At 72.0% G+C, this 23,425-nt stretch carries 21 protein-coding genes; 14 read left to right on the top strand and 7 right to left on the bottom strand.

The window, feature by feature from the left end:
• Positions 1-117: 117 nt before the first annotated feature.
• On the bottom strand, positions 118-645 hold the full coding sequence (locus ACZ6I1_RS32255; protein ID WP_469292449.1) for a DUF4245 domain-containing protein: 528 nt from the start codon (positions 643-645) through the stop codon (positions 118-120).
• 247 nt (positions 646-892) lie between these two features.
• Here ACZ6I1_RS32255 and glpX point away from each other — a divergent pair, with 247 nt between their 5' ends.
• On the top strand, positions 893-1,924 hold the full coding sequence (glpX, locus tag ACZ6I1_RS32250; protein WP_469292447.1) for a class II fructose-bisphosphatase: 1,032 nt from the start codon (positions 893-895) through the stop codon (positions 1,922-1,924).
• 92 nt (positions 1,925-2,016) lie between these two features.
• On the opposite strand, the gene ACZ6I1_RS32245 is transcribed toward glpX, so the two are convergent.
• Together ACZ6I1_RS32245 and ACZ6I1_RS32240 are read right to left on the bottom strand one after the other, a co-directional pair.
• The gene (locus tag ACZ6I1_RS32245; RefSeq protein ID WP_469292446.1) at positions 2,017-2,385 is read right to left on the bottom strand and encodes a WhiB family transcriptional regulator; all 369 of its coding nucleotides are present in this window, start codon (positions 2,383-2,385) and stop codon (positions 2,017-2,019) included.
• Between the two features lie 227 nt (positions 2,386-2,612).
• Positions 2,613-3,305 carry a DUF1707 SHOCT-like domain-containing protein gene (locus ACZ6I1_RS32240; protein ID WP_469292445.1) on the bottom strand — a complete coding sequence of 231 codons (693 nt, stop codon included), beginning with the start codon at positions 3,303-3,305 and terminating at the stop codon, positions 2,613-2,615.
• Between the two features lie 149 nt (positions 3,306-3,454).
• Here ACZ6I1_RS32240 and ACZ6I1_RS32235 point away from each other — a divergent pair, with 149 nt between their 5' ends.
• On the top strand, positions 3,455-5,122 hold the full coding sequence (locus ACZ6I1_RS32235) for a fumarate hydratase (RefSeq protein WP_469292444.1): 1,668 nt from the start codon (positions 3,455-3,457) through the stop codon (positions 5,120-5,122).
• 43 nt (positions 5,123-5,165) lie between these two features.
• On the opposite strand, the gene ACZ6I1_RS32230 is transcribed toward ACZ6I1_RS32235, so the two are convergent.
• Positions 5,166-5,549 (bottom strand): hypothetical protein, encoded by a 384-nt coding sequence (locus ACZ6I1_RS32230; RefSeq protein ID WP_469292443.1) that lies wholly within the window; start codon positions 5,547-5,549, stop codon positions 5,166-5,168.
• A 225-nt stretch (positions 5,550-5,774) separates the two neighbouring features.
• Here ACZ6I1_RS32230 and ACZ6I1_RS32225 point away from each other — a divergent pair, with 225 nt between their 5' ends.
• Positions 5,775-6,380, top strand: coding sequence for a hypothetical protein (locus ACZ6I1_RS32225; protein WP_469292442.1), 606 nt, complete (start codon positions 5,775-5,777; stop codon positions 6,378-6,380).
• 144 nt (positions 6,381-6,524) lie between these two features.
• Complete coding sequence (locus ACZ6I1_RS32220) at positions 6,525-7,292, top strand: glycerophosphodiester phosphodiesterase (protein ID WP_469292441.1); 768 nt, start codon at positions 6,525-6,527, stop codon at positions 7,290-7,292.
• Between the two features lie 56 nt (positions 7,293-7,348).
• On the opposite strand, the gene ACZ6I1_RS32215 is transcribed toward ACZ6I1_RS32220, so the two are convergent.
• On the bottom strand, positions 7,349-8,887 hold the full coding sequence (locus ACZ6I1_RS32215; RefSeq protein ID WP_469292440.1) for a ricin-type beta-trefoil lectin domain protein: 1,539 nt from the start codon (positions 8,885-8,887) through the stop codon (positions 7,349-7,351).
• Positions 8,888-8,995: 108 nt separating this feature from the next.
• Between ACZ6I1_RS32215 and ACZ6I1_RS32210 the strand changes: the two genes are divergently transcribed.
• The 3 genes from ACZ6I1_RS32210 (at position 8,996) to ACZ6I1_RS32200 (ending at position 13,791) form a co-directional block, all read left to right on the top strand.
• Positions 8,996-10,399: a class II fumarate hydratase gene (locus tag ACZ6I1_RS32210; RefSeq protein ID WP_469292439.1), complete on the top strand. Its 1,404-nt coding sequence runs from the start codon at positions 8,996-8,998 to the stop codon at positions 10,397-10,399.
• Between the two features lie 102 nt (positions 10,400-10,501).
• Positions 10,502-11,209 (top strand): cytidylyl-2-hydroxypropylphosphonate hydrolase, encoded by a 708-nt coding sequence (gene fomD / locus ACZ6I1_RS32205; protein WP_469292438.1) that lies wholly within the window; start codon positions 10,502-10,504, stop codon positions 11,207-11,209.
• Between the two features lie 344 nt (positions 11,210-11,553).
• A complete protein-coding gene (locus ACZ6I1_RS32200) occupies positions 11,554-13,791 on the top strand; it encodes a SpoIIE family protein phosphatase (RefSeq protein WP_469292448.1) in 2,238 nt (745 codons plus the stop codon).
• A 72-nt stretch (positions 13,792-13,863) separates the two neighbouring features.
• On the opposite strand, the gene ACZ6I1_RS32195 is transcribed toward ACZ6I1_RS32200, so the two are convergent.
• Positions 13,864-16,137, bottom strand: coding sequence for a transglycosylase domain-containing protein (locus ACZ6I1_RS32195; RefSeq protein WP_469292437.1), 2,274 nt, complete (start codon positions 16,135-16,137; stop codon positions 13,864-13,866).
• Between the two features lie 232 nt (positions 16,138-16,369).
• Between ACZ6I1_RS32195 and ACZ6I1_RS32190 the strand changes: the two genes are divergently transcribed.
• From ACZ6I1_RS32190 to ACZ6I1_RS32170, 5 genes are all read left to right on the top strand, one after another.
• Positions 16,370-17,278, top strand: coding sequence for an SPFH domain-containing protein (locus ACZ6I1_RS32190; RefSeq protein WP_469292436.1), 909 nt, complete (start codon positions 16,370-16,372; stop codon positions 17,276-17,278).
• The gene (locus ACZ6I1_RS32185) at positions 17,275-17,508 is read left to right on the top strand and encodes a type II toxin-antitoxin system antitoxin (RefSeq protein WP_469292435.1); all 234 of its coding nucleotides are present in this window, start codon (positions 17,275-17,277) and stop codon (positions 17,506-17,508) included. The genes ACZ6I1_RS32190 and ACZ6I1_RS32185 overlap by 4 nt, the downstream gene beginning before the upstream one ends.
• Positions 17,509-17,596: 88 nt before the next feature.
• Positions 17,597-18,121: a PadR family transcriptional regulator gene (locus ACZ6I1_RS32180; protein WP_469292434.1), complete on the top strand. Its 525-nt coding sequence runs from the start codon at positions 17,597-17,599 to the stop codon at positions 18,119-18,121.
• Positions 18,118-18,804: an ABC transporter ATP-binding protein gene (locus ACZ6I1_RS32175; protein WP_469292433.1), complete on the top strand. Its 687-nt coding sequence runs from the start codon at positions 18,118-18,120 to the stop codon at positions 18,802-18,804. The genes ACZ6I1_RS32180 and ACZ6I1_RS32175 overlap by 4 nt, the downstream gene beginning before the upstream one ends.
• Entirely contained in the window at positions 18,801-21,155 is a 2,355-nt protein-coding gene (locus ACZ6I1_RS32170) for an ABC transporter permease (protein ID WP_469292432.1), read from the top strand. The genes ACZ6I1_RS32175 and ACZ6I1_RS32170 overlap by 4 nt, the downstream gene beginning before the upstream one ends.
• A gap of 43 nt (positions 21,156-21,198) precedes the next feature.
• Here ACZ6I1_RS32170 and ACZ6I1_RS32165 read toward each other — a convergent pair whose 3' ends face one another.
• Positions 21,199-22,146 carry a LysR substrate-binding domain-containing protein gene (locus tag ACZ6I1_RS32165; protein WP_469292431.1) on the bottom strand — a complete coding sequence of 316 codons (948 nt, stop codon included), beginning with the start codon at positions 22,144-22,146 and terminating at the stop codon, positions 21,199-21,201.
• Positions 22,147-22,281: 135 nt separating this feature from the next.
• Between ACZ6I1_RS32165 and ACZ6I1_RS32160 the strand changes: the two genes are divergently transcribed.
• Together ACZ6I1_RS32160 and ACZ6I1_RS32155 are read left to right on the top strand one after the other, a co-directional pair.
• The gene (locus tag ACZ6I1_RS32160; RefSeq protein WP_030159560.1) at positions 22,282-22,836 is read left to right on the top strand and encodes a peroxiredoxin; all 555 of its coding nucleotides are present in this window, start codon (positions 22,282-22,284) and stop codon (positions 22,834-22,836) included.
• A 3-nt stretch (positions 22,837-22,839) separates the two neighbouring features.
• Positions 22,840-23,379, top strand: a complete 540-nt coding sequence (locus ACZ6I1_RS32155; protein WP_469292430.1) for an alkyl hydroperoxide reductase — start codon at positions 22,840-22,842, stop codon at positions 23,377-23,379.
• The last annotated feature ends 46 nt before the right edge of the window (positions 23,380-23,425 follow it).

The raw sequence follows: 23,425 nt of genomic DNA, 5'->3' as shown, positions 1-23,425 counted from the left end.
CCCCTCCCCCCCCCTCCCCCCCCCCCCCCCCCCCCCCCCCCCCCCCCCCCCCCCCCCCCCCCCCCCCCGCGGCCGTTTCGCGTGCGTGCGAGGCGCGAGGTGCGGGGCGGGCAGGCGTCAGGCCCCCTGCCGGCCCTGCTTGAACTCCAGCGCCGCCGCCATCGTGCCGAGCTGCTCGAAGGAGGCCGTCCCGGTGACCACCGTGACGTAGCCCTGCTCCTGCTTGACGAGGGCGTCGTACTTCTCGCCGTCCCAGCGTTCCCAGACCGCGTCCCCGACCTGCTGGGTCTGCCCGGTGGCCGTCGCCTTCCGGGTGACCGCGGCGATGTACTTGGCGGAGGTGTCCGTGGACTGCTCCACCGACACGTACTGCCGGTCCGGGTCCTGGAAGCCCAGGTGCCAGGCGTGGGAGTCCTTGCGCTGGTACGTCACGGAGGTCGCCCGCCACTCCGGCGGCAGCCCCACCGGGGCGGCCACGGGGTACGGCGCGGCGCGCCGGGCCGTGAGCGTCTCCACCCGGTAGTCGACCGTGCGCGTCGGATCGGCGTCCTCGTCATGTGGGACGAAGACGTAGATCCCCGCGACCACGACGCCGATCACCGCCAGCGACCGGACCATGTCCCAGATCGTCTGCTTGCCTTTCATACCTGCCACGGCACCATCGTCCCGTATGCGCGGCAGCGATCACCGCCGGGGTGGCCCCGAACCCGCCGCGCGGCGCGCCCCCGCGGCCGGCGAGCCGCCCGAAGCCATCCGCAAGACGTCCGCTCAGGCCAATCGACTGACCGATATTCCGCTCATACGTGACCCGGCCTGCTCAATATGTCGACGTACCGATAGAGTTCCAGCACCCTCACTTCCCGGCCGTCGCCGTACAGAAAGGTGCGCTCCGATGACCGAGCACAACCTGCCGCCCCAGCTCGAAGTCTCTCCGGAGGCCCCCGACCGCAACCTCGCCCTGGAACTCGTACGGGTCACCGAGGCGGCCGCCATGGCCGCCGGCCGGTGGGTCGGACGCGGTGACAAGATCGGCGCGGACGGGGCCGCGGTCAACGCGATGCGCACCCTGATCTCCACCGTCTCGATGAACGGCGTCGTCGTCATCGGCGAGGGGGAGAAGGACGAAGCCCCCATGCTGTTCAACGGCGAGCGGGTGGGCGACGGCACCGGCGCCGAGGTCGACATCGCCGTGGACCCGATCGACGGCACCACCCTGAACGCCAAGGGCATGCCCAACGCGATCGCCGTCCTGGCCGCCGCCGACCGCGGCACCATGTTCGACCCGTCCGCCGTCTTCTACATGGAGAAGCTGGTCACGGGCCCCGAGGCCGCCGACTTCGTCGACATCAACGCCCCCGTCTCGGTGAACATCCGCCGCGTCGCCAAGGCCAAGAACATGGCCGTCGAGGACGTCACCGTCGTCATCCTGGACCGCCCCCGCCACGAGGGCATCGTCAAGGAGATCCGCGAGACCGGCGCCCGGATCAAGTTCATCTCGGACGGCGACGTCGCGGGCTCGGTCATGGCGGTGCGCGAGGGCACCGGCGTGGACCTGCTCCTCGGCATCGGCGGCACCCCCGAGGGCATCATCTCGGCCTGCGCCATAAAGTGCCTCGGCGGCACGATCCAGGGCAAGCTGTGGCCGAAGGACGACGCCGAGCGCCAGCGCGCGCTGGACGCCGGCCACGACCTGGACCGCGTCCTGTTCACGAACGACCTGGTGTCCGGCGAGAACGTCTTCTTCGTCGCCACCGGCATCACGGACGGCGAGCTGCTGCGCGGCGTCCACTACCGCTCGGAGACCGCGACCACGTCCTCGCTGGTCATGCGCTCGAAGTCGGGCACGATCCGGCAGATCGACTCGACGCACCGCCTGGCGAAGCTGCGCGCGTACAGCGCGATCGACTTCGACCGGGCCCAGTAGCCTCCGGGACGGCAGCGCGAGAGGGGCGGTCACCGTGTGCGGCGGTGACCGCCCCTCTGCCGTGTCCACGCACTCCGTACGTACGGGCCGGGCTAGCCCGCGGCGGCTATGGTTTCCGGCCCCGGCGCCTGGCGCAGTTCGGCCGAGCGGCGCCGCATCCGCGCCAGGACCACCCGGCGCTCGGCGGCGGTGAGGCCGCCCCAGACTCCGTACGGCTCGGGCTGGAGCAGCGCGTGCTCGCGGCAGGCGACCATGACCGGGCAGCGGGCGCAGACGCGCTTGGCGGCTTCCTCGCGGGAGAGCCGGGCCGCCGTGGGTTCTTTGGAGGGGGCGAAGAACAGGCCCGCCTCGTCGCGGCGGCACACCGCCTCCGCGTGCCATGGGCCGTCCTCAGCCGTCACCGGCACCCGCGGCTTCGGCACGACGGCAACCTTCAGGGACTGATGCGGCGGATGCGGCACGGTCTACTCCTGACGACGGGTACGCGAGCGAGAGACGATGCACCTGTCCCTACCCGCTGTGCGCGCCCCTATGCACTGGGTGCCGGCGCCCGGCGGGTGTTCGTCCGAAACGCGACCCCCCGCGACGGGCGGTTCCCAGCCGCGTCAGCTGCGCCTGCCGGGGCGGCCGGGTCCGCCGGGTCAGCCGGGTCAGCCGGGCCGGCCGGGTCAGCCGGGCCGTCTCCGCATCAGCCGTCGAGGCGCTTGCGCATCCGGTTCGCCAGATCGACCAGCCGGGCGCCGGGCCTGGGCCGCGCCTCGATGTTGCCCAGCAGGGCGAAGCCGCGGATGATCACGACCGGGGCCTGCGGGTCGGTCGCCCCGCGGCCCACGCCGCGCACCTCGAAGTTGCCGAGGACCCCGCTTCCGTAGCCGCGCAGCGTGACGTTCTCCGGCACGAGGACCTCGACGTTCCCCAGCACACAGGTCACGTTGATCTCGGTGACCTGCTGCTCGAAGACCGCCTGGGTGAGGTCGATGGTGATGTCGCCCATGACCGAGACCGCGCGGGTGAGCGCGCCCGGCCGCCAGCGGCCCTTGCGCGCGGAGCTGCTGCACACGGCGACGACCGTCTCGGTGTAGCCGGCCGCCGCGGTGCGGGCGGCGTACGCGGGCGGGGTTGAGGTGTGGCCGGCGCCCGGCGCGGGGAGGTCTCGTACGAGCACGTCCAGCTCGCCCACCGTCTTGACGGCGTACAGCGAGTCCAGGCGCTCGGCGTGCTCCTCGGCGGTCAGCCGGCCCTCGGCGAGGGCGTCGGCGAGGATCTGCGCGATCCGGTCCCGGTCGGCGTCGGAGGCGCGCAGTCCGCCCGCCGCGGGGGCGGGAGCCGGCGCGGGCGAAGGCGCGGGGGCGGGGTCGGCGGGGTGCTTTTCCAGGTCCACGCGACCAGCATAGCGAGACACGATAGATCGCGATACTACCGAGTGAGCCTTACCTCACAGACACGGGCACGCCGGGAGGTTCTACGCTGGTGGACTGCGCTGCCAATTGGTCGCCAGCGCTGTCTGCCGAGTGAGGAATGACTGCCGTCATGCCAGAATTTGCGTACACCGACCTGCTGCCCCTGGGCGAGGACACCACCCCCTACCGGCTGGTGACCGCCGAGGGCGTGTCCACCTTCGAGGCGGATGGCCGTACGTTCCTCAAGGTCGAGCCGGAGGCGCTGCGCAAGCTCGCCGAAGAGGCCATCCACGACATCCAGCACTTCCTGCGCCCCGCGCACCTCGCGCAGCTGCGCCGCATCATCGACGACCCCGAGGCCTCCTCGAACGACAAGTTCGTGGCGCTGGACCTCCTCAAGAACGCGAACATCGCGGCGGCCGGCGTCCTGCCGATGTGCCAGGACACGGGCACGGCGATCGTGATGGGCAAGCGCGGCCAGAACGTCCTCACCCAGGGCGGCGACGAGGCGGCGCTCTCCCGCGGCATCTACGACGCGTACACCCGCCTGAACCTGCGCTACTCGCAGATGGCCCCGCTCACCATGTGGGAGGAGAAGAACACCGGCTCGAACCTGCCCGCGCAGATCGAGCTGTACGCGACCGACGGCGGCGCGTACAAGTTCCTCTTCATGGCCAAGGGCGGCGGCTCGGCCAACAAGTCCTTCCTCTACCAGGAGACCAAGGCAGTCCTCAACGAGGCCTCCATGATGAAGTTCCTGGAGGAGAAGATCCGCTCGCTCGGTACGGCGGCCTGCCCGCCCTACCACCTCGCGATCGTGGTCGGCGGCACCTCCGCCGAGCACGCGCTGAAGACCGCGAAGTACGCCTCGGCGCACTACCTGGACGAGCTGCCGCGCGAGGGCTCCGCCCTGGGCCACGGCTTCCGCGACGAGGCCCTCGAACAGCAGGTCTTCGAACTCACGCAGAAGATCGGCATCGGCGCGCAGTTCGGCGGCAAGTACTTCTGCCACGACGTGCGCGTGGTCCGCCTCCCCCGCCACGGCGCCTCCCTCCCGGTCGCCATCGCCGTCTCCTGCTCGGCGGACCGCCAGGCGGTCGCGAAGATCACCGCCGAGGGCGTCTTCCTGGAGCAGCTGGAGCGCGACCCGGCGCGGTTCCTGCCGGACACCACGGACGAGCACCTCGCCGACTCCTCGGACGTCGTCTCCATCGACCTGAACCAGCCGATGGAGTCGATCCTCGCGACCCTCACCCAGCACCCGGTCAAGACCCGCCTGTCCCTGACCGGTCCGCTGGTCGTGGCGCGCGACATCGCGCACGCCAAGATCAAGGAGCTGCTGGACTCGGGCGCCGAGATGCCCCAGTACCTGAAGGACCACCCGGTCTACTACGCCGGCCCGGCGAAGACCCCCGAGGGCTACGCCTCGGGCTCCTTCGGCCCGACCACGGCCGGCCGGATGGACTCCTACGTCGAGCAGTTCCAGGCGGCCGGCGGCTCCAAGGTCATGCTGGCCAAGGGCAACCGCTCGCAGCAGGTGACGGACGCCTGCGGCACGCACGGCGGCTTCTACCTCGGCTCGATCGGCGGCCCGGCGGCACGCCTGGCCCAGGACTGCATCAAGAAGGTCGAGGTCCTGGAGTACGAGGAGCTCGGCATGGAGGCGGTCTGGAAGATCGAGGTCGAGGACTTCCCGGCCTTCATCGTGGTCGACGACAAGGGCAACGACTTCTTCCAGAACCCGGCCCCGGAGCCGACGTTCACCCACATCCCGGTCCGCGGCCCGGGTCTCGCCTGACCAGTCGCCGTACCGGGGCAGGGCTGCTGCCCCGGTACGGCGTCTATGGCGCCCCGGCGGAGAGGCCGGGCTCCGGGGACATGCCCGTCAGGTAGCGGGCCTCCGTCGGGGTGGCCCGCCAGCCCGACGCCCGCGCGGCGGCCACCTCGGCGATGGTCAGCCCGTACACCCGGCGCAGTAGCGCGATGGGCACCCCGTCCGGCCCGCCGACGGGCAGGTGGAACGTGCCCTCATCGGCGACGATGCGCTCCCGGATCCACGGCGGCGGCACGCCACGGCCGCGGTCACAGGCCTGGACGGCGTAGCGTGAACAGGAGAGCGTCGCCTCCCAGCGCAACGTGCCGTTCTCGATGGACTGCCAGGCCTCCTCGACGCATTCCTCGCAGGGTTCGCAGTGAAGGATTCCGTCCATCTGCTGTTCGACCATCCGGGCAGCATGCGGCATCGGTGCGTCCCCCGCATCCGGATAACGCAGGGGCGAGACGCACATGCCGTTCCGCGGCTGGGGCCTGTAGCGGCGACGGCCGAGGGCCTCTCCCCCGTTTGGGGGAGGGGCCCTCGCTCATATCCGCCGATCGGCAGATGGCTCACCGGCGGGCCCCGGCGAGGCTGTTCCCGTAACCGAACAGCCCACCTTCACCGGGAGTTCACGATGAACCGCAAGCGCACCCTTGTCCTCGCCGGAGCCGCGGCCGCCCTGGTGGCGACCTTGATCGGCGCGGCCCCCGCCCCGGCGGCCCCGGCCGCGGCCGCCCCGAAGCTCGCCTCGGTGCACGGGGGAGGCACCGTGGTCTTCCCCTACGCCCCCAAGGAGGACGACATCCGCTTCACGGTCGACGCCGTATCGGCACCGTGGAGCAGGCCCTTCCCGGCCAAGGGCCTGGAGCAGGGCCTGCCGACCGACGCGCGCGGCCGGGTGACCGTCTACCACCACATGCCGGCGTCGAACTTCACCGGCGTGGCCGAGGCGGAGGTCGACTGCATGGTCACGGGCGGCAAGACGGCCACGATCACCGCGGTGGTCAAGAGCTCGAACGTCGGCTGGGAGGGCAAGCGGATCGGCATCAGCGTCCAGGACGGCGAACGCGGCGGTCCGGACCGTGTCGGCTTCTCCTGGGCCATCGCCAACGTCGACGTGAAGCCCGACGGCTCGGTCGCCGAGCCGGTCGTGGGCACCTGCATGGCCCCGGCTCCCTTCACCGAGGTCACGAAGGGCGGCTTCAAGGTCACCCCGGCCCCCCTTGCCCCGCGTCCGTAGCCGGGCCGGCCGGGGACGGGGCCGGGGAGGGGACGGCGCAGCCAGGGCCCGCCCCGCCAAGCCCCCGGCAGGGCCCCGGCACGGTTAACGTCGGCGACGCAGGCCCGCGCCTGTTCGTTCACCACGGATTGCGAGGATGTCCGCATGACGCAGACGCAGCCCCCCACCGCCCGCGCCGTGCGCGTGGTCGCCCACCGCGGAGCCTCCCACGAGCACCCCGAGCACACCCTCGCCGCGTACCGGCAGGCCATCGAAGACGGGGCCGACGCGCTCGAGTGCGACGTACGGCTGACCGCCGACCGGAAGCTGGTCTGTGTGCACGACCGGCGCGTCGAGCGGACCTCCGACGGGCGGGGCGTGGTCTCCGAGATGACCTACGAGGAGCTGCGCGCGCTCGACTTCGGGGCGTGGAAGGGGGCCGTGCACGCCGGGGCCGGGGTGCTGCTGTTCGAGGACCTGCTCAAGGAGGCGCTCGCGGCGCCGTACCCGGTCGGGCTCGCGGTCGAGACCAAGCACCCGTCCCGCGCGGGCGGCCGGCTGGAGGCCGAACTGGTGCGGAGGCTCGGGGAGTACGGGCTCGCGGACGGGGCTTCGGGCCGCGTCGAGGTGATGAGCTTCTCGCGGAACGCACTGACGCGGATGCACCGGCTCGCGCCCGGCCTGCCCGCCGTGTTCCTCATCGAGCGCGCGCTCCGCCCGGTGCGGCCCCCGTACGCGACCCATGCGGGCCCGGGCATCGAGCTCGTACGCCGCGACCCGGGCCTGGTGGCCCGGCTGAGGGCCAAGGGGCTGTCCGTGCGGGTGTGGACCGTGGACGAGGTGGAGGACGTCGAGTTGTGCGTACGGCTCGGCGTGGACACGATCATCACCAACCGGCCGCGGGACGTGCGCAAGCTGCTCGACGACATGTAGGCACCCGGCCGGGGTGCGCCGGCCGGGTGTGGGGGGTCGGAAGGGGATCGGGGCGGTTACGCGAAGCGCTGCGACGCCGAGCCGTTGCAGGCCTGCAGCCTCAGCGGCTCACGGGCGGCGGCGACCGTCAGGCACATGCCCGGCGCGGCCGCGGGCCGCACGGTGGCTCCGTCGCGGACGAACCGCTGGTTCGCGCCGCCGTGGCAGTTCCAGAGGACCAGGCCGGTGCCGGCGCCGTAGTTGGCGCCCGGGGCGTCGAGGCAGCGGTCCTGGGTCAGTTCGATGTGGACGGACGTGCGGGCGGTGTCGTACCACCAGCCCTGGTTGCGGCCGCCGTGGCAGTCCCAGCCCAGGATCGCCGTCCCGTTGGCGCTGGAACCGCCGTTGGAGTCGAGGCAGGTGCCGTTCGCCTCGTTCTTCAGGGGCTTGAACCTGTCGTCCCAGGCCCCGGCCTGGAGGACGGGGGTGCCGGTGCTCGCCGGGTCGGCGCAGGATGCCTCGCGCAGGCCGGAGGTGTAGAGCTGGGTCAGGCAGGACGCGAACGCGCCGTGGCCCCGGTAGTTGGGGTGGAAGGACTGGCGGGCGGTGTTCTCGTCCCACGGGAAGTGGTCCGCGAGGTCCAGGTAGAGCCCGCGGGCCCAGGCGTCCTCCATGCACACCTCGTGGCCGTGGAAGAGCCGCGAGTTGTCGAGGTACACGGCACCGGAGTTGCGCGCCGCGTCCCGCATGCCCTTCTCGAAGGTGGGCACCGCGTAGTTGCGGCCCCAGGTGGCGTCGGAGTCGTAGCCGGCGCAGCCTCCGGGGAGCTTGCCGGGGAAGTTCGGATTGTCGTAGAAGTCGGGGCCGATGGGGCTGGGATAGCCCATGACGACCAGTTTGTAGTCGGTGTCCGCGTAGCCGGCGTCGCGCATGACCGTCTTGAGGTCGGCGACCGTGGCCTCGACCTTGGGCTTCAGGCCGTCGACGCGCGCCTGCCAGCCGGGCGCGTACTTGGGCTCGCAGGTGCCCTGGCTGAGCACCCAGCGGGTGACGCAGTCGGTCATGACCGGGCCGAACTGCAGGTCGTCGTTGGCCCCGGCGACCAGAAGCACCATCTTGATCTTCGTGTTGCGGGCCTTGATGGCGAGGCTGTCGCTCTGCACCAGTTCGTCGGCGTACTGCTTGCTGCCGCCGATCCTGATGTTGCCGGTGTACCCGCCGGAGCAGGCGACGTTGAAGGTGAGGTCGGCCGGTATGCCGGTGCGGTGGATCGCCGCGTCGGGCGAGCGGTGGCACTGGTTGGACGGGGTGTTGGTCGCGGGGTCGTAGGTGCCGACGCCCTCGCCCGAGATCTCGCTGTCGCCCAGCGAGATCAGGCCGGTCTTGCGCTCGCCGAGCGGGCGGATGGCCGGGTCGCCGTAGATCTTGGTGGCCTCCGCCGCGCGGATCGCCTCCAGCTCGGGCGGCAGGGGGGTCACGGCCCCTGCCGCCGCTGCCGTGGGCACCGCCGCCTGGGCCGTGGGGGTGACGGCGGTGACGCCCCCGAGGGCGGCCGCCGCCGCCGCGAGGGCGGCGAGGGTAGATCTGAGCCTGGGTTTCCTGTGTGCACGTGTCATGAACGCCTCCCCGAGTGCCGGTGTTACCCCCGGTATTTACTGGCCAGTAGGGGAGTTGGGAACACTTCGAACAAGACAATTGCTCAACTTTTAGAGGAGGCCACGAAAATGACCGATCACCAGCAGGCCGAAGAGTTCCGCATCGAGCACGACTCCATGGGCGGCGTACGGGTGCCCGCCCACGCCAAATGGCGCGCTCAGACCCAGCGCGCGGTGGAGAACTTCCCCCTCTCCGGACAGCGGCTGGAGCGCGCCCACATCGAGGCGCTCGCCCGCGTCAAGGCCGCGGCCGCCCTGGTCAACGCGCGCCTCGGCGTCGTGGAGCAGGATGTCGCGGAGGCCATCCGGTCCGCCGCCGCCGAGGTCGCCGAGGGCCGCTGGGACGACCACTTCCCCATCGACGTCTTCCAGACCGGCTCGGGCACCTCGTCGAACATGAACACCAACGAGGTGATCGCCACCCTGGCCACCGAGCGGCTGGGCCGGGAGGTCCACCCCAACGACCACGTCAACGCCTCGCAGAGCTCCAACGACGTCTTCCCCTCGTCCCTCCACATCGCCGCCACCGCCGCCGTCACCCGCGACCTGGTCCCCGCCCTGGAGCACCTCGCCGCCGCGCTGGAGCGCAAGGCGGCCGAGTTCGCACAGGTCGTCAAGGCCGGGCGGACGCACCTGATGGACGCCACACCGGTCACCCTGGGCCAGGAGTTCGGCGGGTACGCCGCCCAGGTCCGCTACGGCGTCGAGCGGCTGCGCGCCGCCCTGCCGCGGCTGGCCGAGCTGCCGCTGGGCGGCACCGCGGTGGGCACCGGCATCAACACCCCGCCCGGGTTCTCCGCCGCCGTGATCGCCGAGGTGGCCGCGGACACCGGGCTGCCGCTCACCGAGGCGCGCGACCACTTCGAGGCCCAGGGGGCGCGGGACGCGCTGGTGGAGACCTCGGGGATGCTCCGTACGATCGCCGTCTCCCTCACCAAGATCTGCAACGATCTGCGCTGGATGGCCTCCGGCCCGCGCACCGGATTGGCCGAAATCAATCTCCCGGATCTCCAGCCGGGGTCCTCGATCATGCCCGGGAAGGTCAATCCGGTCGTTCCGGAGGCCGTCCTGATGGTCGCCGCACAGGTGATGGGGAACGACGCGACCGTCGCGGTGGCGGGCGCGGCCGGCAACTTCGAGCTCAATGTGATGCTGCCGGTGATGGCCCGCAACCTCCTCGAATCGGTGCGTCTGCTCGCCAACGCGAGCCGCCTGCTGGCCGACCGCACGGTGGACGGGATCACCGCCAACGCCGAGCGGGCCAGGGAGTACGCCGAATCCTCGCCCTCCGTGGTGACCCCGCTGAACCGGTACATCGGCTACGAGGAAGCGGCCAAGGTCGTCAAGAAGTCCCTCGCCGAACGGAAGACGATCAGGGAGGTCGTCCTCGAGTCCGGCTACGTCGATCGCGGCGCGCTCACCCTGGAGCAACTGGACGAGGCCCTGGACGTCCTGCGCATGACGCACCCCTGAGCGGCCGCGCCACAGGGTCCGAATCCGGTCGTTTACCGTCCCCGACCCCCTCGGTGACCTGCACCGCAGCATCCGCGGCGGCGCCCGCCCTAAGATCTGCGCATGACAGGGACCTCCAGGCCTGCGGGCGGCGCCGCGCGCACGCGTGCGCAGGGCACGCACTGGGCGCCCGGGGAGCAGATCCTCTGGCGCTACCGCGACCACGCCCCCGGGCTGAAGGGCCAGGTGCACATCTGCCGCCCCGTGACGGTGGTGCAGGACACCGAGGAACTGCTCGCCGTCTGGATGGCCCCCGGCACCCAGTGCGTCAAACCGGTGCTCGCCGACGGCACCCCCGTCCACGAGGAGCCCCTCGCCACCCGCTACACCGCGCCGCGGACCACCGTGCGCTCGCGCTGGTTCGGTGCGGGCGTGCTGAAGCTGGCGCGTCCCGGGGACCCGTGGTCGGTGTGGCTGTTCTGGGAGCACGGCTGGCAGTTCAAGAACTGGTACGTGAACCTGGAGGAGCCCCGGTCGCGCTGGTCCGGCGGCGTCGACTCCGTGGACCACTACCTCGACATCTCCGTCTACCCGGACCGCACCTGGAAGTGGCGGGACGAGGACGAGTTCGCCCAGGCGCAGCGCTCCGGGCTGATGGGGCCGCAGGAGGCGGACCGGGTGCGGGAGGCCGGCCGGGCGGCGGTCCGGGTCATCACGCAATGGGGTGCGCCGTTCCGCGACGGCTGGGAGAACTGGCGGCCGGATCCGGCCTGGACGGTTCCGGAACTGCCGGAGGACTGGGACCGCACCCCGGCTCATATGACCTCATGAGACCCTTGATGCGCCCCTGGGGTGCAAACGTAGGATCGTCCTCCGCAAGGTTGCGCGCGCCGGGCGGCGCGATGAGACCCTGTGTGCGCAAGTGTCGTGCCGTACGCGGGATTTGACCGGAGGTCGACGCAGGGCGAGAGGTAACGGGGGAGACGCGGAATCGCGGGGTGATGGTGCCCCGGCCGCTGAGCGGGTATACCGCGACTGACCGAGTTGAGTGCAGCGCACATCGAGCGCAAACGGACGGAATTCCACGCGTGACGGAGTACCCCACCTCTCAGGAGGGCCCGCAGCCCGTCGCCTCCGGCGGAGGTACGGACGAGTCCGGCCACGGCAAGGCGCCCATCGCCGCCGCCGAGGCCGTACGCACGCATGCCGCAGGCGCTGGCACCGGTCCCGCGGAGGGGCCGGGCGGCACGGCCCCGGCGGCCCCCGGCACCCGCGCGGCCCGCTCCGCGGCGGGCCCCACCCCCGGACTCCCCCGGCCCCGCGGCCAGGCCGGGGCCGGGGCCGCGGCCGCCCCGGCCGACGTGCCGGCCGCCGCCGCGGGACCCGGCGAGGGCCAGGGCAGCGCCCGCGTCCGGGACGGCGCGGCCGCCCTCAACGCGGCGGCCGGCACCGGGCTCGGCGGCCCCTCCGAGCCGCCCCGCCCGCGCGAGGCCACGCCCGTCGACGCGGTCGGCGCCGCGCCCGGTGCGGACGCGACCGCCGGGCAGGACCTCGCGTACCGCGCCGGAGGGGAGCTGCTCGGCGGCGGCGCGGCCCTGATGGCGGTCGGGGCCGGAGAGGCCGGCGCCGCGCGCCGCGAAGGGGACCGGCTGCGCTTCGTCGGCGCCGCCACCCGGCGGATCGCCCGCGGCATCGACCTCGACGAGATCGTGCTCGGCCTGTGCCGGGCCACCGTGCCGACGTTCTCGGACGCCATCCTCGTGTACCTGCGCGACCCGCTGCCGGTCGGGGACGAACGCCCCGTCGGCCCGGTCGTTTTAAGGCTGCGCCGCACCGACCGGCTCCGGCCGATCGACGATCTCACCGACGCCGCCTCGGGCGGCACCATCGGCGCGGGCCCGGACCTCGCCGGGGCCGCGGGGGCCGCCGGCGAACTCGACTTCAGCCAGCTGCCGCTGCTCGGCCCGCAGGGTGACCTGCCCGCGGCGGAGCTGTGCGAGATCCGCTCCGGCGGCGCGCTCGCCGAGGTGCTGCGCGGGGTACGGCCCGTCTTCGGGTCCTCCGCGGCCGCCAAGGCCGCCCTGCCCGAGCTGCTGGGCGTGGACCATCCGCTGCCGCGCGGCAACCGGGCCGTGCTGGCGCCGCTGCGCGGGCGCCGCCGGGTGATCGGCGCCGCCGTGTTCCTGCGCAGCCCCGAGCGGCCCGCCTTCGAGCAGAACGACCTGCTGGTCGCCGCCCAGTTGGCCACCCACACCGCGCTCGGCATCGACAAGGCGGTCCTGTACGGCCGCGAGGCGTACATCGCCGACGAGCTGCAGCGCACCATGCTGCCCGACAGCCTGCCCCAGCCCACCGGGGTGCGGCTCGCCTCGCGCTACCTGCCCGCCGCGGAGACGGCCCGCGTCGGCGGCGACTGGTACGACGCCATACCGCTGCCCGGCAGCCGGGTGGCCCTCGTCGTCGGCGACGTCATGGGCCACTCCATGACCTCCGCCGCGATCATGGGCCAGCTCCGCACCACCGCGCAGACCCTGGCGCAGCTGGACCTGCCGCCCGCCGAGGTACTGCACCACCTGGACGAGCAGGCCCAGCGCCTCGGCTCGGACCGGATGGCCACCTGCCTGTACGCCGTCTACGATCCCGTCTCGCACCGGATCACCATCGCCAACGCCGGTCATCCGCCGCCGGTCCTGCTGCACCTCGGCGGCCGCGCGGAGGTGCTGCGCGTCCCCCCGGGCGCCCCGATCGGCGTCGGCGGCGTGGACTTCGAGGCCGTGGAGCTGGACGCGCCCGCGGGGGCCACCCTGCTGCTGTACACCGACGGGCTGGTGGAATCCCGGCTGCGGGACGTGTGGACCGGCATCGAGCAGCTCCGGGAGCGCCTGGCGACCACCGCGCAGCTCACCGGCCTGGACCACCCGCCGCCGCTCGAGGCGCTGTGCGACGACGTGCTGGACATGCTCGGCCCGGGCGACCGGGACGACGACATCGCGCTGCTCGCGGCCCGCTTCGACGGGATCGCGCCCAGTGACGTGGCGTACTGGTTCCTGGACCCGGAGGAGACCGCTCCGGGCCGCGCCCGCCGGTTCGCCCGCCGCGCCCTGACCCGGTGGGGCCTGGAGGAGCTCCAGGACTCGCTGGAGCTGCTGGTCAGCGAGGTCGTCACCAATGCCGTCCGGTACGCGGAGCGGCCCGTGACCCTGCGCCTGCTGCGTACGGACGTACTGCGCTGCGAGGTGGGCGACGACTCCCCGCAGCTGCCGCGCCAGCGCCGGGCCCGGGACACCGACGAGGGCGGCCGCGGCCTGTTCCTGGTGAACCGGATGGCCCGCCGCTGGGGCGCCACCCGGCTGAGCAGCGGCAAGGTGGTCTGGTTCGAGCTGCCGCTGCCGGCGGCCCACGAACGGCGTTGAACGAGGGCACCGGAAAAGACCGCCGCCCCGCAGCCTGAAGGCTGCGGGGCGGCGGTGTGTGTCGGCCGGGGTTCAGTGCCCCTGCGTCTGAGGGAACAGCGGCGGGTCCGGCGGCTTCGGGCCGCCGGTCTTGGTCGCCGTCGGCGTCGGGGTGCCCGTCGGAGTCGGCGACTTCGTCGGGGTGTTGCTCGGCGTCGGGGTCGGCGTCGGGGTCGGCGAGGTCTGCGGCGGGGCGCTGCTGGTCGGCGGCTGGCTGGAGGGGCTCTGCGAGGCCGACGGGGAGGGGCTGCGGGACGGCGCCTGCGTGGCACCCATCTCGGCCTCGGACACGTCGAACTCGCTCGTCTTCACGCCCTTGAGCGCGGCGAGGGTGTACGCCTTCCAGATCTCGGCGGGGAAGCTGGAACCGCCCGCGCGGCCACCGCCGGCGGTGCCGGTGAGGGTGACCTGCTTGTGGGTGGTGGGGTCCTCGCCGAACATCGCGACCACGGTGACCAGTTCGGGCGTGTAGCCGGTGAACCAGCCGGCCACGTTGGACTCGGTGGTACCGGTCTTGCCGGCGGCCTCGTAGGCGCTGCTCTTGACCTTGTTGCCGGAGCCGTCGTTGACCACGCCGGTGAGCACCTTGGTGACGGTGTCGGCGGTCTGACGGCTGATGGCCTGGCTGCCGACGGCCTGGCGGGGAGTGAACTCGCCGTCCTTGTGCTCGGCGCTCTTGATGATGGTCGGGGTGACCTTCTTGCCGTGGTTGCCGAGGGTCGCGTAGACGCCCGCCATCTCCAGCGTGTTGGCGCTCATGGTGCCGAGGGACATGGCCGGCTTGTCCTCTTCCCAGCCGTCGCGGTCCTTCATGCCCATGGCGAGGGCGGTCTTCTTCACGTCGGGCGGGCCGACGTCCACGATCATCTGCGCGTAGACGGAGTTGACCGAGAAGTTGGTCGCGTCCTGGACGGTGATCTCCTTGCCGAAGTCCTTGTCGTCCTGGTTCTGCGGGTTGAACGGGATCTTGCTGCCGACGACCGGGCGCTTGCTGGTGCCGTCGTAGAGCGCGTTCGGGGTGATCGGCTTGCCGTCCTGGGTCTTGGCGTTGTTCTCCAGGGCGGAGGCGAGCACGATCGGCTTGAAGGTCGAGCCGGGCTGGTAGTCGCTGCGCAGGGCGTTGCTCGCGGACTTCTCCGCCAGGCCCTGGCCGCCGTACATGGCGACGATGGCGCCGGTCTTCGGGTCCACCGAGGTGGCTCCCGCCTGGACGCTCTGGTCCTGGGGGCGGTTCTTGGTGTCCTTGCGGTCGAGCTTGGACTCCAGCTCGTCCTGGACCGCGGTCTCCAGCGCCGCCTGCTTCTTCGGGTCGATGTTGAGCACGATGTTCCAGCCGCCGGCCGCGATCTGGGCGTCGGGGATGTTCTGCTCGTTCATCTCGTCGTTGGCCGCCTGGATCAGGTAGCCCTTCTGGCCCTCCATGCCCGGCATGGGCTTGGGCTTGATCGGCGGCGGCAGGGTCATGGTCTTGCGCTTGGCCTCGTCCAGCTTGCCCATCTCGACCATGTTGTCGAGGACGGCGTTGAAGCGGATGTTGACCAGCCGCGTGCCGTTGGGGCCGGCCGTCGCCAGGTCGTACTGGCTGGGGGCCTGGATGACGGCGGCGAGGTACGCGCCCTGCTCCAGCGTCAGCTTGTCCGCGTCGACCCCGTAGAAGGCCTGGGCCGCGGCCTGGATGCCGTACGCGTTGCGACCGTAGAAGTTGGTGTTCAGGTAGCCGGCGAGGATGTCGTCCTTCTCCATGCGCCGGTCGACCTTGAGGGAGATCACCAGCTCCCGGAGCTTGCGCGTCGCCGACTGGTCCTGCGTCAAGTAGTAGTTCTTGACGTACTGCTGAGTGATCGTCGAACCGCCGGCCTTGCCCTTGCCGGTGACGGTGTTGAACAGGCCGCGGGCCACGCCCATCACGTCGATGCCGCGGTCCTGGTAGAAGGACTTGTTCTCGATGGCGATGAACGCGGTGCGGACGTCCTCGGGGATCTTGTCGATCGGGACGATCTCGCGGTTCATCTTGCCGGTGCGGGCCATGATCGAGCCGTCGGCGTACCGGTAGGTGTTGCTCTGGAGCGTGGCCTGCTTGTTCGGGTCGGTGGGCTCGTTCACCGAGAAGTAGAGGACGACCGCCGCGGCCATGAGGAGCAGGATCAGCCCGAGGAACGTCCCGAGGATCTTCTTCCAGGTGAAGAAGCGACGTATGCCGGTGCGTTTGCCTGCGCTCCCCTTGCCCTTGGCGCCCTTGGCACGTCCGCTCGGCGCCCGCCGCGCACCGCGCTGCTGCTGCGCCTTACGCGCTTCTGCTCGGCCCATCGCTCCCGCTCCGCTCGATAACCCCCCGACGTCAGCTCAGAAAGCTAACACCGCAGGCTGTGACAAAGGTTGGCCAACCATGACCAATACCGGTCAATTCGGACGTGAGAATCAGCACCCACACCACAGGAACCGACGCACACGATGCCCCAAGGGTTGCCGTAGGCGAAAAAAGTGATATCACTTTGCTAAGCAGCTCGACCGGCTGCGACCACGAGAAACGGGGCAAACCATGACGAACGACGTCTCCACGCCGCAGGGCGTACGGGAATTCACCGCGCGCAGCGTGGGCGGCGGCCTGGCCCTGCTGCTCGGGCTGGCGGGTGTCGCCGCCGGGGCGGGCCTGATCACGGCCGGCGCGGTGATGGCGGCCGTCGCCGCCAAGGTCGCGCTGATCGCGGCCGGTGTGCTGCTGGCCCTGGCCGCGCTCATCGCGATGAGCGGTCTCAACACGATCGCGCCGGGCGAGGCCCGGGTGGTCCAGCTGTTCGGCCGCTACCGGGGGACGATCCGCACGGACGGCCTGCGCTGGGTCAACCCGCTGACCTCCCGGGAGAAGATCTCCACGCGAGTGCGCAACCACGAGACGGCCGTCCTGAAGGTCAACGACGCGTACGGCAACCCCATCGAGCTGGCCGCGGTCGTGGTGTGGCGGGTCGAGGACACCGCGCGGGCCACCTTCGAGGTCGAGGACTTCACGGAGTTCGTCGAGACCCAGACCGAGGCGGCCGTCCGGCACATCGCGATCGAGTACCCGTACGACGCGCACGAGGAGGGCGGCCTGTCGCTGCGCGGGAACGCCGAGGAGATCACCGAGAAGCTGGCCGCCGAGCTGCACGCCCGGGTGGACGCGGCCGGGGTGGCCATCATCGAGTCCCGCTTCACGCATCTCGCGTACGCTCCGGAGATCGCCTCCGCGATGCTCCAGCGCCAGCAGGCGGGCGCGGTCGTGGCGGCCCGCAAGCAGATCGTGGAGGGTGCGGTGGGCATGGTCGAACTGGCCCTGACCCGCCTGGCCGAGGAGGAGATCGTGGACCTGGACCCGGAGCGCAAGGCCGCCATGGTCTCGAACCTGATGGTGGTCCTGTGCGGTGACCGCGCGGCGCAGCCCGTGGTCAACGCGGGCACCCTCTACCAGTGACCCCGGCCGAGGAGGGGGGCCGGGCGGGGCGGCAGCCGCGCAAGCAGGTGCTGCTGCGGCTGGACCCGCTGGTGTACGACGCCTTGGCGCGGTGGGCGGGCGAGGAGTTGCGCAGCGCGAACGCCCAGATCGAGTTCCTGCTGCGGCGGGCCCTCGCGGAATCCGGCCGCCTCCCCTCCGGCCCCGGGCCGATCCCCCGACGGGGCCGCCCCCCGAAGTCCGCGGACTGACCCCGTGCGCCGCCGCCGACCCAGGCGGCGGCGCTCTCTGCACACCGGGTATACACACGAGGTATACACCCGGTGTACAGTCGTCGGCATGTCCATCGGTCACACACTCCTCGGCCTCCTCGAGGCCGGCCCCCGCCACGGCTACGACCTCAAGCGCGCCTTCGACGAGAAGTTCGGCCACGACCGCCCCCTGGCCTACGGGCAGGTCTACTCGACCATGTCCCGCCTCCTGAAGAACGGCCTCGTCGAGGTCGACGGCATCGAGAGCGGCGGCGGCCCCGACCGCAAGCGGTACGCCATCACCGACGCCGGCATCACCGATGTCGAGACCTGGCTCTCCCAGCCCGAGAAGCCCGAGCCGTACCTCCACTCGACCCTGTACACCAAGGTCGTCCTCGCCCTGCTCACCGGCCGCAGCCCGGCCGGGATGCTGGACACCCAGCGCGCCGAACACCTGCGCCTCATGCGCATCCTGACGCAGCGCAAGCGCAAGGGCGATCTCGCCGACCAGCTCGTCTGCGACCACGCCCTGTTCCACCTGGAGGCCGACCTGCGGTGGCTGGAGCTCACCGCCGCCCGCCTCGACCAGCTCGCCCAGGAGGTACGCCGATGACCCCGGCCGGTTCCCTGCTCGCCGCCACCGGCCTCCGCAAGGCGTACGGGCCCACCCGCGCCCTCGACGGCGCCGAGTTCTCCATCCACGCCGGCGAGATCGTCGCCGTCATGGGCCCCTCCGGCTCCGGGAAGTCCACCCTGCTGCACTGCCTCGCCGGGATCGTCCCGCCCGACTCCGGCAGCATCACCTACGCGGGCCGCGAACTGTCCGCCATGAACGACGCCGAGCGCAGCGCCCTGCGCCGCGGCGACTTCGGCTTCGTGTTCCAGTTCGGGCAGCTCGTACCGGAGTTGACCTGCGTCGAGAACGTCGCCCTGCCGCTGCGCCTCACCGGCGTGAAGCGCAAGGACGCCGAACGCACGGCCCGGGACTGGATGGAGCGGCTCCAGGTGGAGGACCTGACCGGCAAGCGGCCCGGGGAGATATCCGGCGGCCAGGGCCAGCGCGTGGCCGTCGCCCGCGCCCTGGTCACCCGACCGCGGGTGATCTTCGCCGACGAGCCGACCGGCGCCCTCGACTCCCTCAACGGCGAACTGGTGATGCAGTTGCTCACCGAGGCCGCTCGGTCCGCCAACGCCGCCGTCGTGCTGGTCACGCACGAGACCCGCGTGGCCGCCTACTCCGACCGCGAGATCGTCGTACGGGACGGCGCGTCCCACGACATGGAGCGGATCGTATGAGCGCGCTCCGGACGTGGTCCCGCGACCTCGCCATGGGCGCCCGGTTCGCCTTCGCCGGCGGCCGCGAGGGCTGGACCCGCACGCTGCTCACCGGCATGGGCGTCGGCCTCGGCGTCGCGCTGCTGCTCATCAGCACGGCGATACCCGGCGCGCTCGCCGCCCGCACCGAGCGCGGCGACGCCCGCTCCACCCTGGGCGCGCCGACGGCCGGGACGCCGGGCCGCGACACCCTGCTCATCGCCCGCGCCGGACAGACCTACCACCACCAGGACATCGAGGGCGTCCTGCTGTACGCCGAGGGCCCGGACGCCCCCGTACCGCCCGGGCTGAAGAAGATCCCGGGGCCCGGCGAGATGGTCGTCTCCCCCGCCCTGGACGACCTGATGAAGTCGCCGGACGGCCGACTGCTGCGCGAGCGCCTCGACGGCGACATCACCGGGGTCGTCGGCGACGCCGGACTGACCGGCCCCGGCGAACTCCTCTTCTACCTGGGCAGCGAGCAGCTCGCCGATCCGGCTTCGGCCACCGGCCACCACGACCGGGCCCAGCGCATCACCGGCTTCGCCCACGTGCCGGAGGAGCAGCCGCTCAGCCCGGTCCTGCTGCTCCTGGTCGTCCTCACCTTCGTCGCCCTGCTGCTGCCGGTGGCCGTGTTCATCGCCGCCGCCGTCCGCTTCGGCGGCGAGCGCCGCGACCGCCGGCTCGCGGCGCTGCGCCTGGTCGGCGCCGACGCCCGCATGGTCCGCCGGATCGCCGCGGGCGAGGCCCTGGCCGGGTCACTGGCCGGGCTCGTGCTGGGCACCGGCTTCTTCCTGATCGGGCGTCGGCTCGTCGGCGGCTTCACCTTCCAGCAGCGCAGCGTCTTCCCCGCCGACCTCGATCCCGAGGTGTGGCTGGCCGCCCTCGTCGCGGTCGCGGTGCCGGCCGCGGCCGTGGCCGTCACCCTGTTCGCGCTGCGCGGCGTGGTGATCGAGCCGCTGGGCGTCGTACGGACGGTCCGGCCGGGCAAGCGCCGCATCTGGTGGCGGCTGCTCCTGCCGCTGGCCGGACTGGGCCTGCTCGCACCGATGACGGGCCGCGGCAACGACGGCGGGAACTTCAACCAGTGGCAGGTCAGCGCCGGTGTGGTGCTGCTGCTGGTCGCCATCACGGTCCTGCTGCCCTGGGTGCTGGAACGGTTCGTCGGCAGGATGTCCGGCGGCCCGGTCTCCTGGCAGCTGGCCGTGCGCCGCCTCCAGGTCAACAGCGGCGGCGCCGCGCGCCTCGTCAACGGCATCGCCGTGGCGGTCGCGGGCGCCATCGCCCTGCAGATGCTGTTCGCGGGCGTCGAGGGCGACTACACCGACGAGACCGGACAGGACCCCTCGCGCGCCGCCGTCTCGATCCTGGTCGACCACGGCTCCACGGCCGGCGTGGAGCAGCTGGCGCAGCAGGTCGCCGCGTCCGACGGGATCCTCAAGGCGGTGCCGCTGCGCTCCGTCAGCGCCGCGCACAGCGTCCCCGAAGACAGCAAGATCATCAGCGTCACCGTCGGCAGCTGCGAGGCACTGCGCGAGGTGGCGGAGCTCGACTCCTGCAAGGACGGCGACGCCTTCCTCGCCACCGGCGCCCCCGCCGGCCAGGACGGCACGTACGGCGCCACGGCCGCCCCCGGCGACAGGCTGTTCGTCGGCAACGTGAGGGGCTACCGCGGCGAGGCCGGGCCGGTGGAGTGGACGGTGCCGGCCACCGCCCGCACGGTGGCCGGCCGCCCGGACCCGACCGGCGATCTGCGCTCGGGCCTGCTGGTGACCCCGTCCGCCGCGCCGAAGGACACCGGAGAATTCGGCTCGACCCAGATCTTCGTGCAGGCCGACGAGTCGGTGCCGGACGGCCTGGAGCGGGCCCGGACGGCCGCCTTCAAGGCGTCCCCGCTGTCGACCGCCATGACCCTCAGGGCCACGACGCCGGACGGCGGCTACTCGGCGATCCGCACCGGCCTGTTCTTCGGGGCGACCGCCGTGCTGATCCTCATCGGTTCGAGCCTGCTGGTCTCCCAGCTGGAGCAGCTGCGCGAACGCAAGAAGCTGCTGTCGGCACTGGTCGCCTTCGGCACCCAGCGCTCCACCCTGTGCCTGTCGGTGCTGTGGCAGACCGCCGTTCCGATCGGCCTGGGGCTGGGCCTGGCCACCGTGTTCGGGGTGGGGCTGGGCACCGTGCTGACACGGATGGCCGCGGCCCCGGTACGGATCGACTGGCTGTCGATCGCGGGCATGACCGGCATCGCCGCCGGCGTGGTCGCGCTGGTCACCGTACTGAGCCTGCCGGCCCTGCTGCGCCTGATGCGCCCGGACGGCCTGCGCACGGAGTAGTACGCCCACCAGCAGCAACGCCCGCTCCCCGCCGGTCGGTCCGTCAGTCGGTCGGCCACACCGGGAGCGGGCGTACGGCTTCCCGCAGCGCAGCCGCGATCGCCCGGAACTCCTCCTGGCGGGCCGTGCCCGTCCGCATGGCCAGGGCGATCCGCCGGGACGGCGCGGGCTCCGCGAAGTACCCGGTGGCCAGGTACTCGTTGCGGGTGGTTTCCAGCCGCAGCGCGGTACGCGGCAGCAGGGTCACGCCCAGCCCGCCGGCGACCAGCTGGACGAGCGTGGACAGCCCGGCGGCGGTCGTGGTGACGTCCGCCCCGGCGGTACGCCCGGCCTCGCGGCAGATGTCCAGGGCCTGGTCCCGCAGGCAGTGGCCCTCGTCCAGCAACAGCAGCTGCAGCCCGCGCAGTTCCTCGCGCGGGATGTCCTTGCGCCCGGCCAGCGGATGCTCCCTGGGCGCCAGCAGGACGAAGTCCTCGTCGAACACCGGCAGTTCGGTGACCCCGGGCACGCCCAGCGGGACCGCCAGGAGCAGCAGGTCGAGGCGGCCTCCGGCCAGCCCGTCCACCAGCGAGGCCGTCTGCTCCTCGTGGACCTGGAGGTCCATCCGCGGATAGCGCCGGTGGAACAGCCCGAGCACGGTGGGCAGCAGGTACGGCGCCACCGTGGGGATCACCCCGAGCCGCAGCGCCCCGGTGAAGGGCGCCCGTACCGCCTCGGCCTCCTCCAGCAGCCCGCCCATCGCCTCGAGCACCACCCGCGCCCGCGCCGCGATCCGCTCCCCCGCCGGGGAGAGCAGCACCTTGCGGGTGGTGCGCTCGAGCAACTGCACCCCCAGCGCCTCCTCCAGCGCGGACACCGCCCCGGACAGCGCGGGCTGGCTCATGCCGATGGCGGCAGCGGCGTCCCGGAAGTGCAGGTGCTCGGCGACGGCCGCGAAGGCCCGCAGCTGCGCCAGGGTCGGTTGCTTCGCTCCCCTATTACCCACGGCCACTGATAGGCACCTCCGATCACCGGACTCAAGTCTAGCTATTTCCGTAATCAATGCGGCTGTGTCAGCATGTGAGATCCGTCCAACCCCCTTGGAAAGCCCCCAAAAGGGTCACTTTCCTGTCTGCAAGGAGAGCACGTGCTCACTGTCGGTGACAAGTTCCCCACCTACGATCTGACCGCTTGCGTCTCGCTCGAGGCAGGCAGCGAGTTCGCCCAGATCGACCACAAGACCTATGAGGGCAAGTGGCGCGTGGTGTTCTTCTGGCCGAAGGACTTCACCTTCGTCTGCCCGACCGAGATCGCCGCCTTCGGCAAGCTCAACGAGGAGTTCCAGGACCGCGACGCGCAGATCCTCGGCGTCTCCGGCGACTCCGAGTTCGTCCACCACGCCTGGCGCAAGGACCACGCCGACCTGCGTGACCTGCCCTTCCCGATGCTGGCCGACTCGAAGCACGAGCTCATGCAGGCGTGCGGCGTCCAGGGCGAGGACGGCTTCGCCCAGCGCGCCGTCTTCATCGTCGACCAGAACAACGAGATCCAGTTCACGATGGTGACCGCCGGTTCCGTGGGCCGTAACCCCAAGGAGGTCCTGCGGGTCCTCGACGCCCTGCAGACCGACGAGCTGTGCCCCTGCAACTGGAACAAGGGCGAGGGCACCCTGGACGCCGGCGCGCTGCTGGCCGGTGAGTGACGGATGTCCCTCGACTCCCTCAAGTCCTCCATACCGGATTTCGCCAAGGACCTGAAGCTGAACCTCGGTTCGGTCATCGGCAACCAGGACAAGCTCTCGCAGCAGCAGCTGTGGGGCACCGTCCTGTCCTGCGCGATCGCCGCCCGCTCCCCGCGCGTCCTGCGTGAGCTGGAGCCGGAGGCGAAGGCGAACCTGTCGCCCGAGGCGTACACCGCCGCGAAGTCGGCTGCCGCGGTCATGGCGATGAACAACGTCTTCTACCGCACCCGGCACCTGCTCTCCGACGCGGAGTACGGCACGCTGCGCGCGGGTCTGCGGATGAACGTCATCGGCAACCCGGGCGTGGAGAAGGTCGACTTCGAGCTGTGGTCGCTCGCGGTCTCCGCGATCAACGGCTGCGGCCAGTGCCTGGACTCGCACGAGCAGGTCCTGCGCAAGGCCGGCGTCGACCGCGAGACCGTCCAGGAGGCCTTCAAGGTCGCCTCGGTGATCCAGGCCGTCGCGGTCACCCTCGACGCGGAAGCGGCGCTCGCCGCCGAGTAGGCACCCGTACGAGGACCCGTACGGCGACCCGTACGACCAGGGCCCC

It is taken from the genome of Streptomyces sp. NPDC046303, from assembly GCF_055588085.1.
Note: the sequence above shows the minus strand (reverse complement) of the source record. Positions and strands in the feature narration are given on the sequence as shown.